The 18360-nt window shown below is 69.0% G+C and carries 14 protein-coding genes and 1 pseudogene; 11 read left to right on the top strand and 4 right to left on the bottom strand.

Annotated features, from left to right (window positions below):
- Positions 1 to 997 precede the first annotated feature (997 nt).
- Positions 998 to 1192, top strand: a pseudogene (locus ID574_RS62540) (transposase); the annotation flags it as partial.
- 44 nt (positions 1193 to 1236) lie between these two features.
- On the top strand, positions 1237 to 1800 hold the full coding sequence (locus tag ID574_RS47740; protein WP_262496140.1) for an IS5 family transposase: 564 nt from the start codon (positions 1237 to 1239) through the stop codon (positions 1798 to 1800).
- Between the two features lie 18 nt (positions 1801 to 1818).
- Here ID574_RS47740 and ID574_RS47735 read toward each other — a convergent pair whose 3' ends face one another.
- Entirely contained in the window at positions 1819 to 3078 is a 1260-nt protein-coding gene (locus ID574_RS47735) for an MFS transporter (RefSeq protein WP_188195707.1), read from the bottom strand.
- Positions 3079 to 3109: 31 nt separating this feature from the next.
- Between ID574_RS47735 and ID574_RS47730 the strand changes: the two genes are divergently transcribed.
- From ID574_RS47730 to ID574_RS60855, 5 genes are all read left to right on the top strand, one after another.
- The gene (locus tag ID574_RS47730) at positions 3110 to 4174 is read left to right on the top strand and encodes a LacI family DNA-binding transcriptional regulator (RefSeq protein WP_336245621.1); all 1065 of its coding nucleotides are present in this window, start codon (positions 3110 to 3112) and stop codon (positions 4172 to 4174) included.
- 557 nt (positions 4175 to 4731) lie between these two features.
- A complete protein-coding gene (locus tag ID574_RS47725; protein ID WP_188195748.1) occupies positions 4732 to 5304 on the top strand; it encodes an RNA polymerase sigma factor in 573 nt (190 codons plus the stop codon).
- On the top strand, positions 5297 to 6154 hold the full coding sequence (locus ID574_RS47720) for a CU044_5270 family protein (protein ID WP_188195706.1): 858 nt from the start codon (positions 5297 to 5299) through the stop codon (positions 6152 to 6154). Before ID574_RS47725 ends, ID574_RS47720 begins: the two co-directional genes overlap by 8 nt.
- A gap of 67 nt (positions 6155 to 6221) precedes the next feature.
- Positions 6222 to 9407 (top strand): S8 family serine peptidase, encoded by a 3186-nt coding sequence (locus tag ID574_RS47715; protein ID WP_188195705.1) that lies wholly within the window; start codon positions 6222 to 6224, stop codon positions 9405 to 9407.
- Between the two features lie 585 nt (positions 9408 to 9992).
- Entirely contained in the window at positions 9993 to 10223 is a 231-nt protein-coding gene (locus tag ID574_RS60855; RefSeq protein ID WP_223167813.1) for a hypothetical protein, read from the top strand.
- A 420-nt stretch (positions 10224 to 10643) separates the two neighbouring features.
- On the opposite strand, the gene ID574_RS47705 is transcribed toward ID574_RS60855, so the two are convergent.
- Together ID574_RS47705 and ID574_RS47700 are read right to left on the bottom strand one after the other, a co-directional pair.
- Positions 10644 to 11627: an alpha/beta hydrolase gene (locus ID574_RS47705; protein WP_188195704.1), complete on the bottom strand. Its 984-nt coding sequence runs from the start codon at positions 11625 to 11627 to the stop codon at positions 10644 to 10646.
- A gap of 62 nt (positions 11628 to 11689) precedes the next feature.
- On the bottom strand, positions 11690 to 12616 hold the full coding sequence (locus tag ID574_RS47700; protein ID WP_188195703.1) for a LysR family transcriptional regulator: 927 nt from the start codon (positions 12614 to 12616) through the stop codon (positions 11690 to 11692).
- A 161-nt stretch (positions 12617 to 12777) separates the two neighbouring features.
- On the opposite strand from ID574_RS47700, the gene ID574_RS47695 reads away from it, so the two are divergent.
- From ID574_RS47695 to ID574_RS47680, 4 genes are read left to right on the top strand one after another with little or no spacing between them, the layout of a single operon-like run.
- Positions 12778 to 13902, top strand: a complete 1125-nt coding sequence (locus ID574_RS47695; RefSeq protein WP_188195702.1) for a tartrate dehydrogenase — start codon at positions 12778 to 12780, stop codon at positions 13900 to 13902.
- 27 nt (positions 13903 to 13929) lie between these two features.
- Complete coding sequence (locus tag ID574_RS47690) at positions 13930 to 14634, top strand: hydantoinase B/oxoprolinase family protein (RefSeq protein ID WP_188195747.1); 705 nt, start codon at positions 13930 to 13932, stop codon at positions 14632 to 14634.
- 12 nt (positions 14635 to 14646) lie between these two features.
- On the top strand, positions 14647 to 15372 hold the full coding sequence (locus ID574_RS47685; RefSeq protein ID WP_223167822.1) for a hydantoinase B/oxoprolinase family protein: 726 nt from the start codon (positions 14647 to 14649) through the stop codon (positions 15370 to 15372).
- A gap of 32 nt (positions 15373 to 15404) precedes the next feature.
- Positions 15405 to 17486, top strand: coding sequence for a hydantoinase/oxoprolinase family protein (locus ID574_RS47680; protein ID WP_223167812.1), 2082 nt, complete (start codon positions 15405 to 15407; stop codon positions 17484 to 17486).
- A gap of 24 nt (positions 17487 to 17510) precedes the next feature.
- On the opposite strand, the gene ID574_RS47675 is transcribed toward ID574_RS47680, so the two are convergent.
- Positions 17511 to 18254, bottom strand: a complete 744-nt coding sequence (locus ID574_RS47675) for a GntR family transcriptional regulator (RefSeq protein WP_188195700.1) — start codon at positions 18252 to 18254, stop codon at positions 17511 to 17513.
- Positions 18255 to 18360: the final 106 nt, after the last annotated feature.

The following is an 18360-nucleotide window of genomic DNA, read 5'->3' as shown; positions in this document are numbered from 1 at the left end:
TCCGACGGCGTGGGACGCCCCGTTCTGTGGGGTCGAACACTCATAGGTACGGGCGCGGGCGCGGTTCTACGGCGTCGAAGAAATACCTCATTCCGAAGTCTCTTGAGCGCGGAGGCTCGAAAGGCTGACACCACGGTGGTGATTCGCCTAGTCGGCGGAGCGCAAGAGCATTGCCTCTACCTCGGGACCGGCATCGGTCGTGCAGACGTACGTGTGCCTTCCGGTCGCTGGATCAACGTAGTACAGAGTCGCACGCTTGCCGCATCTTGAGCACCAGGCGTCAGGCGCGCCACCGAGTTCGGCCAGGCCGACCTTGATCTCTGGGATAACAAAAGCCATGCGGGAAGCGTAGATCGGCATGGTCTGGACTTCCGTGGTGACAGCGCGTCCTGCGGAATCTATGCCCGTAGATTGTTCGACACGGGGTGACGGGCCCGCCGGTGTCATGCCGCCGGTGGTGAGGAAGATCCGGCCGGGTCGTGAGGTGAGATCCGGCCGGGTCGTGAGGTGAGATCCGGGAGGACTGGGGGAGACGAATAGGGCTTTCACCATTCCCGGCTCAGGGTGACGCCGAAGGCCCGGTTGAATGGTGCGTCGTTCGCGAAACCCCACCGGGCGCCAATGGCGTTGAGCGGGGTGTGGCCGAGCCGCGGATCGGCCAGGACGCGGTGGCAACGGTCCAGCCGCCGCAGGAGCGCCTTGGCGTCCCGAACGTGGTGTTATCCCTTGCAGCGTCCGCGTGGTCCGCCCCACACGGACGGCGCAGGGTGGCAGCTGGAACAGCAATGATCGAATAGGGTGTCGGCCGTGCTCGGTGCGTGCTCGTACGCCCCGTCACGCATCGTCAGGACCTGGCACCACGTGACACGCAAAACGGGCCGAGATGGCACGAGCCGTAACCTGATGGCACGGTGCGACACTTAGAAGTGCTAACAAAATGATCACTATGGCCTCTTGGGAGCCGGTGGGCCAGTTGGATCGCGGTTTGTGAGGAAAGGTGAGCAGCCGCCGTGGATGGTGCGTGACAGCCTGTGGGAGCGGGTTGAGCCGCTGCTGCCGAAGGTGGAGCGGCGCGCGTCATCCGGATCGTAAGCGCCTGGACGATCGCAAGGTGTTGTGCGGGATCTTGTTCGTGCTCTACACCGGGATCCCGTGGGAGTTCCTGCCTCAAGAGCTGGGGTTCGGGTCGGGAATGACCTGCTGGCGCCGCTTGCGGGACTGGCATGAGGCCGGGGTTTGGGAGCGGCTGCATCAGACCTTGCTGTCGGAGTTGCACGCCGCTGGGCAGTTGGACTGGTCGAGGGCGGTGATCGACAGCTCGCACGTACGCGCGCTCAAGGGCGGCCCAAACCCGGGCCGAGCCCGGTCGACCGCGCACGGACGGGCTCAAAGCACCACGTCATCACCGACGGCCACGGCATCCCGCTCGCCGTCAGCCTGACCGGCGGCAACCGCAACGACGTCACCCAGCTCATCCCGTTGATCAAGAAGATCCCACCGGTCCGCGGACGGGTCGGGCGGCCCCGCAAGCGGCCCGACTGCCTGCTCGCCGACCGCGGCTACGACCACGACAAGTACCGGCGCCTGGTGTGGAGTGCCGGTATCAAGCCGATCATCGCTCGCCGAGGCACCCCGCACGGTAGCGGCCTGGGTGTGCATCGCTACGTGGTCGAGCGGACCATCGCGCTGCTGCACTGGTTCCGCCGTCTGCGCATCCGCTGGGAGGTCCGCGATGACATCTGCGAAGCCTTCATGACTCTGGCCGCTGCCATCATCTGCTGGCGCCGCCTCGTCCGCTGATCATTTGTTTGAAGCCTCTTAAGGCTCCGGAGTCCTGTGCGTTCGGGCTGGTCGCGTGCGAATCGAGTACGGCGTCTCGTTGGGAGAGCGGACGTCCGCTGCTCGCTTGAGCGTCGACAGTACCGGGATCGTCGCCAGAAGCACGGCGGTCAGTGCGGCGATGCCCAGAAACGCCTGCTGCACTCCGGTGGCGTCAGCGAGCAGGCCGAAGTATGCGGGGCCGGCGAGGTAACCGACATAGGCGACTGTGGAGATGGCGGACGTGGCTCGTCCGCGTGACTCGTCGGGGATCGGTCGAAGCCCGTAGGACAGCAAGGTGGGAAAGAGTATCGAGGTGCCTGCTGCGGCAGTGACGATGCCCACCAGTGCGAGCGGCAGCGTGGGCGCGAACGCCGTGAGGACGCCTCCGGTCGTGGCGATCACGCTTCCGCTGGCCAACGTGACGATCGGGCGTCGGAATGTGATCGTGGCGGCGGCGAAACGGGCCAGCGCGGCCGTCGTGGCGAACGCCGCCGGCGCGACGGCGGCCAGCGGGGACGAGGCTGCGAACTCGTCGGTCAGCAGGACAGCACACCAGGACTGGTACGCATTCTCCGATGCGAACGCCAATGCGCCGATCGCACCGATCACGAGCAGGGCGATCCACCGCAACGCGCGACCGGCGTGCGCCGGCGCGTCCTGGCTCTTGGGTACGACAGCGTCCTGAGCGGAGACTGAGCGCGTCGCGGCGATAACGGCCAGACCGAGGGCCACGGTGACTACGGCGGCCGCGGCGAAGTTCGCCAGCAGGCTGTCCGCCAGTCCGGTAAGCGCACCGGCGCCCAGGCTGGAGACGGCGACCGTGGCGGAGAACGCCGCGTGCGAGCGGGCCACGACGGGGCGTCCGGTCCGCTTTTCAACCGTCGCCGCCAGCGTGTTGATCGCTACATCAGACGCTCCCGAACTGGCTCCTGCCAGGAGGATACCGACGCATAACGCGGCATAGGTCGCCGACGTGACGGAAACCACGAGGCCCATGACGCCCAGCAGTGCGAGCAGCACGCCGGCGACACGCAGCCCGAGCGCGTCGATGAGCCGCCCGGCCAGCAGCATGGCAGGCAGAGCACCGGCGGCCACGAAGAGCAGGGCGATGCCGAACTCCGCATCGCTCACCTCGGCTTGGGTCCGCAGCAGGGGGAGACTGGCACCCCACACGCCCCAGAAAGTGCCGAATCCGGCGAAGCCGAGGAACGGCGCGGCACGGAGCACTGCGGCGGGGCGAGCGATCTCGGTCGACATATGTGTAACGCTACACACATAGGATGGTCCCGTGCCAACCAGCCGTAGACGTGTGACGCTGAAGGACGTGGCGGCTCGTGCGGGAGTGTCACCCATGACCGCCTCCTATGCCTTCACCCGGCCTGCGCGGGTTGCGACCGCCACCCGCGAGCGCGTGCACCGCGCGGCCAGCGAGCTGGGATATCGCCCGGACGCCGTCGGGCGTGCGCTGAAATCCGGTCGTACGCACCAGCTCGGGGTGGTTTTCAGCGAGCACCTGGCGTATGCCTTCGACGATCCCCAAGCGGCACAGTTCCTGGCCGGGGTCGCAGAGGTCTGCGTAGCGGAAGGCCGAGGTCTCACCTTCATCCCCACGCGCGGCGACGCCGCAGACGCTGATCGGGTGCTGTCCGCGGCAGTCGATGGTTTCGTGTTGTGGACCACCGCGGAGGACGATCCGGTGCTGGCGGCGGTCGCCGGCGATCCCCGCCCCGCCGTCATCCAGGGGGGTCCACCACGCGAGGGAATCACGTGTGTCACCCAGGACGACTACCGGGCCGCGCGCGCGGTCGCCTCCCATGGACTCCGTGACGGCCGGACGCCCGTACTGATCTCATTCCCGCTCGATCGCCACCGCGAGCACATGGTGACGACCGGCGCGAACCTGCCCTCACGCGCACCGTTTCCCGTCACCGACGCCCGTCTGCGCGGCTACCGTACCGCCATCGAACAGGCCGGGCTCAGCTGGACGAGTACACCCGTCGCTGTCGTGGCACGCAACACTCAGGCAGATGGCGCCGCGGCAGCGCGAGAACTCGCCCCCCAGCTCACTCCCCATGCGCTCATCATCGCCATGAGCGACGAACTCGCCCTAGGAGCCCACCAAATTCTCCACGAGACTCACCCGGAGGCGGCCTACCTCGGCTGGGACGCCTCACCAGCCGGCCAAAGGCTCGGCATCACGTCCGTCACCAACCCGCTACGAGACCAAGGCCGCCGCTGCGCGCACCTGGCACTCAACCCCGACCAGCCTCAGCCGAACGGCCAAGAAATCCTATGGTCCATCACCTCCGCATCCGCCTCCCGTACCGGCGCCTCCGACGCCCACGGGCTATAACCCCTTGAGCAGGCCCCACACGTGCATCACTCGGCGGTTGGACAGGCCTCAACATCGGCGGTTCGCCGCGATGATGTCCGGCCTTGACATTCACATTCAATACGACCTCGGTGAGGGACTCCCGCTGCTCGGACGCCTTATGCCTGATCTCGACCTGGTCACCGCGGCCTCGACATCACTCCATGGGCAGTTGATCGACGCGATGGTTATCTTGGGTTCTTGGTCTCTTCTCGCAGGTCAGAGCGAGATGATCTTTTCAGGCACGTAAGGCACGTTGGCTGGCGTTGAAGGCAATGCCTCACGGGCGTGTCTCGGTGTTTGGCCGAGCTCGCAATCCGGTAGGCCGCCGTTCGGCTGGCCGATCAGGGGCGAGTGGCGGCTGCCATCTATGACGGCTGGGAATGTGAGGCGATGCACTTCCGGCCGGTGCACCGCGTCCCTCGATGGCCTCGCGTCGGCCGTTGTGCACTCGAAGGAAGACGATCCCGGCTTGCGGCGAAGGATGAGTGACAGTATCCACCGCCCCCGGAAGGCAGGCTTATGTCGGAGAGAAGAATTTGATCGTCGAAGCGGGCGAGCAGGTGACCGAGGCTGACCTGGCCGCCCGGTTGCGGGGGAACCCTGACCTGTTCACCGCCGTGCACGACCGTTACTACCGCGACATTTACCGGTACGTGGCCGGTCGGCTGGACACGCAGATCGCCGAGGACATTACGGCTGAGACATTCCTGCTGGCCTTCGATCGGCGCAACCGGTTCGACCCAGAACGCGGGAGCCTGCGGCCCTGGCTGTTCGGCTTCGCCACCAATCTGATCGCCAGGCATCGGCGCAAGGAGATCCGCCACTACAGGGCGCTGGCCCGGCTTGATCCCGATCCCGTCATGGAAGGCCACGAGGGCCGGGTCGTCTCCTCTGTCACCGCTCAGCGCATGCAGCCGCACCTGGCCAAGGCGCTCGCCGCGCTGTCCAGCGGCGAGCGCGACGCCCTGCTGCTGGTTGCCCTGGGCCAGCTCAGCTACGACGAAGTGGCCGTGGCGCTCGGAATCTCCACCGGCACGGTGGGCTCCAGGCTCAGCCGGGCCCGCTCGAAGATCCACGCCCTCATCAACAAGGAGAACGTCCATGGATGACCTGGACAACACGCTCGCCACTCTGCTGGCCAAGCCGGAGCCGCCCGCCGAGGCGATCAATCGCAGCAGGGGCCGGCTCCAGGACAGGATGCGAGGCCGTCGGGCGCGGCGGCGGATCGGGTGGATGGCGCCAGGACTCAGTCTGGCCACTGTCGCCGCGGCGGCAGTGGCCGTGATCGCCACGGGCGTGACCACGCCCGTCGGCGCACCGGCCTCGGGCAGGGAGGTTCTGCTCATGGCCGCTGTCAGTGCGGAACGTACGCCTGAAGGTTCCGGGGCCTATTGGCACGTCACACGTCAGTGGAGCAACCCGGACATGCCGCGAGAGGAGAGCTGGACCGGCCGCGACGGTCGGCGCTGGTCCAAGGGTGAGCCGGGCGACTCTCCCGACGCGGCCGTCACAGACCCGGCCCCGCTCATGCTCAAGGGCGTCGAGGTGGACTTCGAAGACCTTGACAAGCTGCCGGCGGATCCGGAGGCGTTGAAAGCGCGGATCGCCGAGCTTCCGGGGCGTGACAGCGACATGGCCGCATCCGAGCAGCGAAGTGACGACGTTCTCTCTCTGATCGCGCTGATCACGGAGCTGCCGGCGCCTTCGGAGGTCCGTTCCGCGGCGTTCCGGGCCCTGGCCACGATGCCGGAAGTCAAGAGGACGGGCACGGTCGACGACGGGGAGGAGCTGCTGATCGCTGGTCCTGACGGCGAGCCGGAGATCAAACTGGTCGTCGATCCCGACACCTCTCGCGTGATGCGCACCAACTATCTCCTCGCCGACGACGGGAGCCTGGCGGGGGACCCCAACGGATTCATCTCGGTGACCACCGGCTGGACGGACCAGCCGCCCCAGTAGGGGCCGGGGGGCGGCTCCCCGCCACCCCGCAGGAAGAGACCATGTCCCTTCGCACACAAGGTAGATCATGATTTTAGGTAAGGCGCTTCTTGCCGCTGTCCTGGCGGGAACGATCGTGGGCAACACGCCGACGCCGGCACCGGAAGCGCAGGCTCCCGCCCAACAGGCGAACGGGGTGACTCTGATCACCGGTGACCGTGTCGTCGTCGCCGACCGCGGGCATCGGGTGGATCCCGGACCCGGCCGGCAGGACGTCGGCTTCACGAGCCAGGTACGCGACGGGCACCTGTACGTGATTCCGTCCGACGCCCAGACCTTGGTCACTCAGGGGGTGCTCGACGGACGGCTGTTCGACGTCACCCAGCTGCTGCAGTGGCGATACGGCGACGCCGACACCCGCGACATCCCCCTGATCACGCAGTCGGCATCGGGCCCGGCCCCTACGCTCCGGGGCGCGCAGGGTACCCGGCAGCTCGCCGGCCTCGGCATGACCACCCTTCGCCTGCCCAAGGGCAGCGCGGCTCAGACGTGGAAGGAGGTGGCGGGCGGCGCCCGCACCCTGGAAGCGGGGCGTACCAAGCTGTGGCTGGACGGCCGCAGGTCGTTCTCGCTGGACCAGAGCGTCAAGCAGATCGGCGCCCCGCAGGCGTGGCAGCAGGGCATGACAGGCAAGGGCGTCACCGTCGCGGTCCTCGACTCCGGCTACGACCCCGATCATCCGGGTCTGAAGGACGCGGTGGCGCAGGAGCGCAACTTCAGCGACGACCCCGACATCCGCGACACTCTCGGCCACGGCACTCATGTCGCCTCCATCGTGGCGGGCAGGGATGACAAGTACCGGGGTGTGGCGCCGGAGGCGAAGCTGGCCATCGGGAAGGTGGGCGGCGCCGCAGGCCCGACCGAATCGGCCATCCTCGCCGGCATGGAGTGGGCGGCCATCGAGATCAAGGCCAAGGTCGTCAACATGAGCTTCGGCGACACGGACAGCCTCGACCTGGACCCCCTGGAGCAGGCGGTCAACACGCTGTCGGAGCGTACCGGCACGCTGTTCGTCGCGGCGGCGGGAAACGGCGGAGCCGGCGGCAGGGTGTCCAGCCCCGGTAGCGCGGAGGCGGCGCTGACCGTGGGCGCGGTGGACAAACAGGGCCGGCTGGCCGACTTCTCCAGCCCGGGGCCGCGAGTGAGCGACCACGCGATCAAACCTGAGGTGACCGCGCCGGGCGTGGACATCGTGGCCGCGGCCGCCGCGGGCACCGCCGACGGCCCCCACCGGCCGCTCAGCGGCACCTCGATGGCCAGCCCGCACGTGGCAGGGGCGGCGGCGATCCTGGCCCAGCGCCATCCGGAGTGGACGGGCGCGCAGCTCAAGGCTGCGCTGATCGGCAGCGCCGCGCCCGCTCAGGGATCGACGCTCTATCAGCAGGGAGCCGGGCTGATCGACCTGGTACGCGCGCTGAAGCAGCAGGTCGTGGCCGCGCAAGGCAACGTCTGGGCGGCCTTCCCCTGGAACGCCCCCGGCAAGCGGGTGACGACCAAAACGATCACGTACGCCAACGCGAGCGACACTCCCATCACCCTGGAACTGTCGGCACAGGGCGAGGTGCTGAACCTGCCGGCCGATCAGGTCACGGTCCCGGCCAAGGGCGAGGCCTCGATCACGCTCACCATCGATGCCGACGGCAAGGCGCCGGGCGACTACCCGGGAACGGTCACCGCCAGATCAGGCGAGACGGTGGTCCGCACGCTGGCCGGCGCCTACGTCGAGCCCGAGTCCTATGACGTCAGCCTCACCGTCCTCGGCAGGCAGGGCCTTCCGGTCACCCCCAGGATCGGCCAGATTTATGACGCGAAGACCGGGACTGTCCATTCGCCGGCCTTCCGCGACGGCGTGGCGCGAGTCCGGCTGCCCAAGGGCGACTGGAGCCTCTACAGCGACATTGTGGAGAAGATCGACGGGAAATTCCCCAGGACGATCGCTGTTTCCACGCTGACGATCGACGGCGGCGACCAGCGGCTCACGGTGGATGCACGGCAGGGCAAGGCGGCCAAGGTCACGCTTGACGACCCCAGCGCCCTGTTGGAGAACAGATACCAGACCGGGCTTGTCCATGGCGCATGGAACACCCGGACCATGGCATTCCGCGCGGACGTCAACTCCGAATTCTTCGTCATTCCCGCCCGCGTGCCGGGTCTGACCTACAGTCTCGGAACCAAGTGGCTCAGCAAGGACGTGTCCCCCAGCCCGTACATCTACGACCTCGTCGACCAACGCAGGGACGGCCTCCCCGAGGATCCTGCCTACAACGCCAGGCAGAAGGATCTGGCGAAGGTCACCGCGACCTACCGGGCCTCAGGAGTGGCGGCCACGGGCACGCCGCTGGCCGGACTGCACGGCCCTGACTTCCCCGGCTCGACCCTGGGGCCGCTGGTCGGCGACATCACTTTGCCCGGCACGCTCATCCACTACCGCACCCCGGGGCTGACCTACGAGAGCGGGTTCGAGGCCGGCACCTCACTGATGTTCGACGGCGGCAGGCTCATGAAGCGCGGCCAGACCCGCGAGGTCTGGAACACCGCCGTCACCGGGCCGTCGTTCCTGTTGCCGGGCGGCAACCGTACCGGCGACAAGCTGACCTTCTCCGGAGTGGGGCTGTTCGCCGACGGGGGCGCGGGCAGGACGGGGTCGGACACCGCCGCCACCGGCACCGCCACCCTCGCCAAGGACGGTCAGGTGCTGGCCACCGCCGATCTCGCCGGCTGCTCGGTCTACGAGCCGCGAGGGTGCGAGCTGCGCGCCGACCTTCCCGCCGGGCGCAGCTCGTACACGCTGACCGCGTCGATGCGGAGGCAGGTCCCGCACTCGGCGCTGTCCACCGGCGTGGAGTCCGTGTGGACGTTCCCGTCCGCAACCACCGCCAAGGCGCAGCCGCTGCCCCTGACCGCGGTCCGTTACAGCCCCGAAGGCCTGGACGACTCGAACCGCGCCAAGCCGGGCAGCGTGACCCGTCTGCCCGTCCGGATCGAGCGCAACCCCGGGTCCGCGCCGGTGCAGGCGACGTTGGTCCGGCTGGAGATGTCCGTGGACGACGGCGCGAACTGGCGCAAGATCCCGGTCGACCGCACCGGCTCGGGCTGGTCCGCCATGGTGCCGAACCCGGGTACGGCCGGGTTCGTCTCGCTCCGCGCGGTGGTGACCGACGCGGCGGGCCTCGGACTGACCCAGACGATCACCCGCGCTTACGCCGTCGGCTGACAGTGATGCAGCATGGCGCTTTGAACGTGGGGCCAGCGGGTTTAGACCAAAAGACGCTAGACCCAGGCAGGAATGTTTCGGTCGAAACGTTCTCTGGACATCCATTCGAGGCCCGGGTACGACCGTGACGATCGCTGGGGTGGCTGGGCTTGGGGACGGGCTGGGCGATCGCCGCCGCAGGCCTCCTTCGTCGGCCCCCCGGCATCGAGCCCGATGGGCGTCTGAGGCTGCATGACCGCGGAAACGCTGACGTACGACCGGGCCCGAGCGAGGGAATTTCCGCAGGTGACGAACATGCCTGACAACCCAAGATAACTTGTCAGGCATGTTCGTCGAGAATGCCCGTGCCTTACATGCCTGACGCCTTCTCGGCACCCCAGATAACCGAGGGATCAGCGGCTCGATGACCACCCACAGCTCATCACTGACCTCCCACGGCTTCAGCCGCGCCATCCTCGCCCCTCTCGCCTTCGCTACCGCGAGCGATCAAGCACAACAAAGATCATTCTGTTAGGGGTTCTTAAAGATGCGGCGGACCCCACCGCGCTTCGTGACTACTCCTACGACAGCGATCTCACCGGCCAGGTGTCCCTCCCCGTCCTCACCCTGCACGCGATCGACGACCCGCAGGTCGTGGTGGAACACGAGGCGGCCTGCCGTGCCACGCTCCGCGCCGCCGGCCAGGGCGGGGATCTCGTCCAGACGTTCACGACGGAATCCGAGCACGGTGAGCTGAGCAACGCCGAGTACGCCAACTCCATCGCCGCGCTGACATATGGGTGCGTTCCGGCCGGAAGCCGACTCCCGGTTCGATAGCACGCACCTGCGGCAGGTTCGACAACACCTATCACAGCGGGTGCTTCTACGACGCGGAGTTCCGTCCCGCGCCGTACGGCACGAAGATCCGCCTTCGACCCGGCGCCCACCGCTGGCCCGCGATGAGTGCCGCGCAGGAGCGGGCGTGGAGCCGGATCGACGGTGTGGGGATCGCTCCCTGAGATCGTCGGGACCAACCGGCGGGCCGGAAACGCGCGGCGCTACGGCGGCAACGCAGCAGCCTACGTCACCTGGACGACGGCCGTGTCGCCCGGCCAGATGCTGGTGACCTACAGGCCGAGCTGGGCTTGTCCTCGGTGCGGGTATCGGTCCTGCTGGGATCCATGATCGTCACCAACCGGGCGGCGGCCGGTACCGGCTGACGAGTTGCCTGCGGGCCAGGGGCGCCACAACCCGGCGTCATCGGGGCGGCTCTTCGCCGCAGAGTGCTCGGCGGAGGGCATTGTGCCGGTAGCCGCGGACTCGAACGCTCAGTTCGGCGTCGGGCGCGAGGTTCTCACCGCCGTGGATGCCGCCTGGATAGACGTGCAGCTCGACGGGAACGCCGGCCCAGCACAGCCGGCGTGCGAAATCGATCGCCTCGTCACGCAACAGGTCGAGGTCGCCGACGTCGACGTACGTCGGCGGCAGGCCGGAGAGATCGCCGGCGCGCGCCGGTGCGGCGTACGGCGGGACCCGGCCGGTGCCGAAGTCCTCGCCGAGCAGTGCCCGCCAGGCCTGGATGTTGGCCTCCCGGCTCCACGCGCCGAAGCCGGTGTTGGCCGTGGCCGAGGGGGTCGACGACAGGTCGTCCAGCATGGGGGACACCAGCATCTGGTAGGCGATGGCCGGACCGCCGCGGTCGCGGGACAGCAACGCCACCGCCGCGGCCAGCCCGCCGCCCGCGCTCGTCCCGTAGAGACCGATTCGGCCGGGGTCGATCCCATGTTCGCGGTGCCGGTCCACGACCGCGACGAGTCCCGCGTAGCAGTCGTCCAGCGCCGCGGGGTACGGGTTTTCGGGTGCCAGCCGGTACTCGACCGAGACGACGACGCAGCCGGTCGCCCGGGCCAGCCCGATGGCTTTTGCGTGATCGCCGTCGACGCTGCCCGCCACCATGCCGCCACCGTGAATGTAGTAGACGCAGGGCGCCTGCCGGGTGCTCGCGTGCGGTCGGTACACACGCACCAGCACCGGCGTCGCCGCACCGTGAGTGATCGACAGGTCGTACACGTCCATGTCGTCGGGCACGCCCGGGGCGGCTCGCAGGGCGGTCAACTCGGCCTGTCGCCTGCGTCGCTCGGGAATGTCCCCGATACCGCTCAGACCTTTGGGGCCGACCAGCTGTAGATACTGATCGAGGCGCGCGCGGACCTGGGGATCGATGCGCTGGGTGATGTCCACGGACGCAACCTAGAAACCGGGGTGGCGGTCGGACAATGCCGTCGATGGCAAAGCGACCTTTCTCAGCGAGAAAGCGCCGGCTCACCAGAGCCGGCGATCCGGTCCGGTAGCCGTGCGGCCAGATGGTCGACCAGCTCGCTGATCCGTCGAGGCACGTGGACGTCGTCGCACAGGAGTGCGTAGATGTCGGCAGGTGGTGTCGGCACCTCGGGCAGCACGCGCACCAGGGCGCCGCTCTCGAGGTGAGACCGGATCTGCCATTCCGAGCGCATGATCACCCCGCGGCCCTGCAGTGCCCAGTCGGTCACGATGTCCCCGTCGTTGCTGGACAGGCGGCCGTGCACGCGTATCTGGCGCGGGTTCCTGGCGTCGCCGAAGCGCCACAGGGCGAAGTCGCCCTCGTTCTCGCGGAGCACGATGCAGTCGTGGTCGGCCAAGTCCTCCACGCGTTTGGGCGTTCCCCTTCGTTCCAGGTAGGACGGTGCGGCGCAGGGAACTCGACGGTTCTCCGCCAGTCGGCGCATCCGCAGTGAGGAGTCAGGGGGTGTTCCGACGTGGACGGCCATGTCGAACTCGCGTCTGTGCGGCCGCAGGGGCAGCGCCGTCGTGCGGAGCTGGATGCTCAGCTGGGGATGCAGGGCGGTGAACTCGCCGACCAGCGGCGCCACGTGCGCCCGTCCGAGGCCCAGGGTCGCCTGGACCACGACGGAGCCCCGCAGGTCGCCGGAACGATGGGTGACCAAGTCCTCGAGTTCGCGGACCTGGTCGAGGATAGTCTTCAGGCGCGCGGCATAGACCTCCCCCTCGGAGGTCAGCGCGAGCCGGCGCGTGCCGCGGTGCACCAGACGTACGTCGAGCCGGCGTTCCAGGGCGCTGAGGCGCTTGCTGACAACAGGCAAGGAGCAGTCCAGCTCGCGGGCGGCCGCCGTGAGCGTTTCGCTGGAGGCGACCACCTGGAAGAAGCGAAGGTCGTCCATCGAGGTGGTCATCGCGTCGCACCGCGGCGGAGGTAGCGCCGGTGTCTTTCCATGAGCGAAAGGATAGGTTGCTCCGGACGTTCTTGTTGCGGCGTTCCCCGCCGACGAAGGTGGAGGCGCACCTGCCGGCAGGACCGGACGCGTGCACTGTCGACGAGGCCGGAGGAGCGCCTGTGTCCCACCGTTACCGCATCGCCGTCATCCCGGGCGACGGCATCGGACGTGAGGTCGTCCCGGAAGGGCTGCGGTGCCTGCGGGCCGCCGCGGAGACCCATGGGTTCGAGCTGGAGACCGTCGAGTTCGGGTTCGCCTGCGCCGACTACTGGATACGGCACGGCGAGATGCTGCCGCCGGACTGGCGCGAGGTGCTCGGTGGCTTCGACGCGATCTACTTCGGCGCGGTCGGATGGCCCGAGGTCGTGCCCGACCACGTGTCGCTGTGGGGCAGCCTCCTGAAGTTCCGCCGTGAGTTCGACCAGTACGTCAACCTGCGGCCGGTCCGGCTGCTGCGCGGGGTGCGCAGCCCGCTGCGTGACCGCGAGCCGGGCGACATCGACTTCCTGGTCGTCCGCGAGAACACCGAAGGCGAGTACTCGAGCATCGGGGGCCGGATCTTCGAGGGCACCGACCGCGAGACGGTCGTGCAGGAGACCGTGATGACCCGAACCGGGGTGGACCGGGTCCTGCGGTACGCGTTCGAGCTGGCCGGCTCCCGGCCACGCAAGCACCTGACGTGGGCGACCAAGAGCAACGGCATCTCCATCACGATGCCGTACTGGGACGAGCGCGCGGCCGCGATGGCGGAGCGGTACCCGGACGTGGTCGCGGACAAGGATCACATCGACATCCTCGCGGCCAAGTTCGTCCTGCGCCCCGAGCAGTACGACGTCGTCGTCGCCAGCAACCTTTTCGGGGACATCCTCTCCGACCTCGGACCGGCGTGCGCGGGGACGATCGGGATCGCCCCGAGCGCCAACATCAACCCGGACCGCACCTGGCCGAGCCTGTTCGAGCCGGTTCATGGCTCGGCTCCTGACATCGCCGGACGCGGGATCGCCAACCCGGTCGGGCAGATCTGGAGCGGCGCCCTGATGCTCGACCACCTGGGAGAGCCCGCCGCGGCGGCGCGGGTCGTGGCCGCGATCGAGAGCGTGCTCGACGAGCAACCAGAGGTGCTCACTCCCGACCTCGGCAGCACCGGGACGACCGCGGGTCTCGGCGCGGCGATCGCCGCCGAGATCGCCGCCGGGGCATCCGGCCAGCGCGGTTCGCAGCCGAAGGCCACCACGACGTCATGACACCATCCTTGTCCGACCCGATCGGGCCTGGAGGTCCGGTGGGACCGGCTCGCCGCCGCGACCGACGAGGCCGCCTCGACGATGCTGCGCACGGCTTTCTCGACCATCATCCGCGAGTCCAACGACTACACCATCGTCCTGATGGACCGCCAGGGACGCACCATGGCGGAGTCGCGCGCCGGTATCCCCGGTTTCGCGGCCCTGATGAGCTCCCTCAGCGCCGTGGTCCTGGACAAGTTCCCGGCCCGGCAATGGCAGGACGGCGACTGCGTCATCACCAACGACCCGTGGATCGCGACGGGACACCTGCCCGACATCGCCATGATCACCCCGATCTTCCACGGGGGCGTGCTCGTCGGCTTTGCCGGGACCGCGGCGCATTCCCCCGACATCGGCGGCACGCCGTCGATGGGAGCCACCGACCTGATCTCGGAGGGCATCCTGATCCCGCCGTTACGGCTGTTCCGGGCCGGCGGGGTGGAGCAGGGGGTCAAGGATCTCCTGCTGGCCAACGTCCGCCTCGCCGACCAGCTGTGGGGTGACCTGGAGGCGCAGGCCGCCGCGCACGCGGTGTGCCGACGGCGTGAGCAGGAGTTCCTCGACGACTTCGGCGAACCGGACTTCGAGCGGTTCGCCGCCGAGGTGCACGCGCTGGCCGATGCCGCACTGCGGGCGGCGATCCGCGAACTGCCGGACGGCGTGTACCGGGCGGGCGTCGACGCCGACCGCTGAAGGTCCTGCTCGATCCGGCCACGCGGACGAACTGGGGGTTCTTACCAGGCGATCAGCGTGACCGCTCCGGCGGGCACGATCGTCAATCCCACGTTTCCCGCGCCGGTCGTCGCGCGCCACCTGACCGGGCACCTGCTCTCGTGCGCGATCTACCAGGCGCTCGCGCCGGCGCTGCCCGATCGGGTCATCGCCGACAGCGGGGGAGCGCCCGCGCTCCGCGTTCGATTCGCCGGTGTCGACGACGCCGGTCGCCCCTTCTCGCAGATGCTGTTCGCCAACGCCGGCATGGGAGCCTCCAAGGACGAGGACGGGCTTTCGACCACCGCGTTCCCGACCAACTCCGGAAGCGGGAGTGTCGAGGCGATCGAGGTCGCCTCTCCGCTGCGGTTCGTGCGCAAGGAGCTCCGGGCGGACTCGGGTGGTCGCGGGCGGCGCCGTGGCGGGCTCGGGCAGGACATCGAGGTGCACAACCCGACCCGTCGTCCGGTGCAGATGGTGCTGCTGGGGGATCGCGAGCGACACCCGGCACTGGGACTCGCCGGGGGCGACGGCGTACGCGGTGCTGGACACCGGGGAACGTCTGTCCTTGAAGTCGATTTCCCAGCCGGCCCCGGGTTCCTCCGTCGTCATCTCGTTCCCCGGCGGGGGAGGGTTCGGCGCGCCGGAGGACCGGGAGCCGAACCTGGCCGTGGCCGACGAACTGGGCGGCTAAGTCCGTCCGCGTGCGGCGGAACGTGAACGGGTGGGCCGTGACGTGACCGCCCACCCGAGTGAGGAGCCTCATCCATGAGCCGCACGGTCCGGATCGGGTGGATGTCGGCGGCACGTTCACCGACCTGCTGCTCCACGACCCGGCACGCAACCTGACGTGGTCCGGCAAACTGCCCTCCACGCCGCACGCCCCCAACGAGGCGATCACCGCGGGCATCGCACGTCTGCTGGCGGAGACCGCCACGCCGGCCGGTGACATCGCCGGGGTGGTGCACGGCACCACCCTGGTGACCAACACACTGCTCGAGCGCACCGGCGCCGTCGTGGGACTGCTCACCACCAAGGGTTTCCGCGACACCCTGGAGATGGCCCGGGAGATCCGGTTCGACACCACCGATCTCCTCGCCCGCCCGGCCGGTCCGCTGGTCCCGCGGCACCTCCGCCGCGGGGTGCGGGGCTGCATCGCCGCCGACGGCACCGAGCTGGAGCCGTTGGACGAGGGCGAGGTGCTCGCACAGGCGCGGGAGCTCCTCGAGCAGGGCGTCGAAGCGGTGGCTGTGGTCCTGCTGCACTCCTACCGCGACGACAAGCACGAACGGCGGGTGCAGGAGCTGCTCGCGCGGGCACACCCGGGGCTGCAGGTCACCATCTCCAGCGCGGTCGCTCCCGTGATCGGCGAGTACGAACGGGCGAGCACCGCATGCCTCAACGCCTACGTGCAACCGCTGATGGTGCGCTACCTCGACGCGCTGCGTGACGACCTGCTCGCCATGGGCATTGACGCGCCGCTGCACGTCATGCTGTCCGGGGGCGGAGTCACCACCTTGGACGAGGCGAAGGCGTTTCCCTTCCGCCTGCTCGAGTCCGGTCCGGCCGCGGGTGCGATCGCCGCTGCCGCCGTGGCACGCCAGTTGGGTGAGCCGGATGTCGTCTCGTTCGACATGGGCGGCACAACGGCCAAGATCGCGATCGTGGGCGGCGGTGAGCCTCGCCGCAAGCACGACTTCGAGGCGGGCCGCGTCGACAAGTTCAAGCCGGGCTCGGGGCTGCCGTTCAGGCTGACCGTCGTCGACATGATCGAGATCGGCTCGGGTGGCGGCTCGATCGCGGCGCCTGACTCGCTGGGGTTGCTCAAGGTCGGCCCGCGCAGCGCCGGGTCCGTGCCGGGGCCCGTCGCCTACGGCAGGGGCGGGGACCATCCGACTGTCACAGACGCGGATCTCGTGCTCGGCTATCTCGATCCGGCCGCCTTCCTCGGCGGGGAGATGGCGCTGCGGACCGCCGAGGTCCACAAGGCGGTGGACCGGGAATTGGCCGGGCCGCTCGGCCTCGACCGGGTCGGCGCCGCATCGGGCATCGTCGAGGTGGCCACCGCGAATATGGCGGCCGCCGCCCGGATGCACCTGTCCGAGCACGGCAGGGACCCCGCCGACTTCGCCCTCATCGCGTTCGGCGGGGCCGGCCCGGTGCACGCGTACGGTCTGGCGAAGCAGCTGAAGATCGCACGGATCGTCGTCCCGATGCGCGCCGGCGTCATGTCCGCCTACGGGTTCCTCGTCGCCGCACCCACGGTGGACCAGGCGCGCAGCCTGCCGTCGGCCCTCGCCGACGTCGAGTGGGACCGCGTCGCCGCCGTCTACGGCGAGATGTCCGCGCACGCCACCGCGGTGCTGCGACCGGACCGTCCGGATCTGATCCGGACCCGGCGGTCAGCCGGCATGCGGTACGTGGGACAGGGGTTCGAGATCGAGGTCGAGCTCCCTGGAGCGGACCTCGCCCGGACCGACGTCGAACGCCTCCACCGCGCATTCGAAGAGGCCTACCGCGCGACGTTCGGTCGCTCCCTCGACGGACCTGCAGAAGTCGTCAACTGGCGGCTTTCGGCACAACTGCCCGGCCACGACATCCCCGTGAGATGCGCACCCGTCGCCGGCCACCCCCGGCGCGGGGTACGCGACGTGTGGCTCCCCGGGCACGGCTGGCTCCAGGCGACGGTTTGGGACCGGTACCGCCTGCGACCGGGAACGGAGATCACGGGGCCGGCGGTCTTCGAGGAGCGCGAGTCCTCGTGCTGTTTCGGACCGGAGTGCCGCATCCGAGTGGACCGTGATCTGACACTCCTCGTCGACCTCGCGCGCTGACCTCAGGCAGCCAGGCATGGTCCTTCAGGGCTGGGCGACGGAAGCCGTCGCCGGTGTCGTGGGTGCGGCGAGCAGGTCCCCGAGCCCGCCACGGGCGTCCTCGATCACGAGCGCCTCGGCCGCTGCCGAGTCACGCGCTCGCAACGCCCGGACGAGCGCACGATGGCTCGTGTAGCGGTGCAGGCCGAACTCGGCGTCGTGGCTGATCCGTTCGATCAGCTTGGCCCGGCGCTCGGGCCACGAGAACACCCGGGTCTGGTCGAGCAGACGCACGAGGACCGGGTTGCCGGCGCAGGACTCGACGACCTCGTTGAAGCGCTGCATGGCGTCGAGTAGCCGGCCAAGGTGTCGCGACGGCTCCTGCCCGGCCTTCTGGCGCTGCTTGATGAGGATCAGCAGGTCGTCGGCTTCGTCGAGGATGGCGTCGAGCTGGTCCAGTTGCTCCGGGGACGCGTGCCGGGCGGCGAAGCGGGCCACCATCCCGCGCAGGGCCACCTCGACCTCGGCGAGGTCCTGTATCGCGACGTCGCCGAACGTGGCCACCTGCACCGTCCTCGGTCCCGTTCGTTCGAGCAGGCCGTCCTGCTCCAGGCGCCGGATGGCCTCGCGCACCGGCGTCGGGCTGACCGACAACCGCTCGGCGAGCCCCCGTTCGGTGACCTTCTGACCGGGACGTAGTTCGCCGATCGTGATCGCGTCGCGGATGGCGCGGTACGCGCGGTCGGCCAAGGTGCTGGCAGTCAGGCCCTTCAACGTCTCATCCGCCATGCGAGCAGTCTATCTGCCATGGCAAAACCAAATTGAGTCACTTGACCGTCTTGCTATAGCAATCGTAGCGTTGTGCTCGCCACAACAGCAGTGGCGAAGGGAAGGT

Source organism: Nonomuraea sp. SYSU D8015 (assembly GCF_008065375.1).
Classification (GTDB): domain Bacteria; phylum Actinomycetota; class Actinomycetes; order Streptosporangiales; family Streptosporangiaceae; genus Nonomuraea.
The sequence above is the reverse complement of the archived record's forward strand: the minus strand, read 5'-3'. Positions and strand labels throughout refer to the sequence as shown.

Excerpts from the sequence above, each read along its gene's own strand:
- ID574_RS47675 (WP_188195700.1), bottom strand. The coding sequence starts at position 18,254 with ATGGCGGATGAGACGTTGAAGGGCCTGACTGCCAGCACCTTGGCCGAC.
- ID574_RS47700 (WP_188195703.1), bottom strand. The coding sequence starts at position 12,616 with ATGACCACCTCGATGGACGACCTTCGCTTCTTCCAGGTGGTCGCCTCC.
- ID574_RS47720 (WP_188195706.1), top strand. The coding sequence starts at position 5,297 with ATGGATGACCTGGACAACACGCTCGCCACTCTGCTGGCCAAGCCGGAG.
- ID574_RS47735 (WP_188195707.1), bottom strand. The coding sequence starts at position 3,078 with ATGTCGACCGAGATCGCTCGCCCCGCCGCAGTGCTCCGTGCCGCGCCG.
- ID574_RS47715 (WP_188195705.1), top strand. The coding sequence starts at position 6,222 with ATGATTTTAGGTAAGGCGCTTCTTGCCGCTGTCCTGGCGGGAACGATC.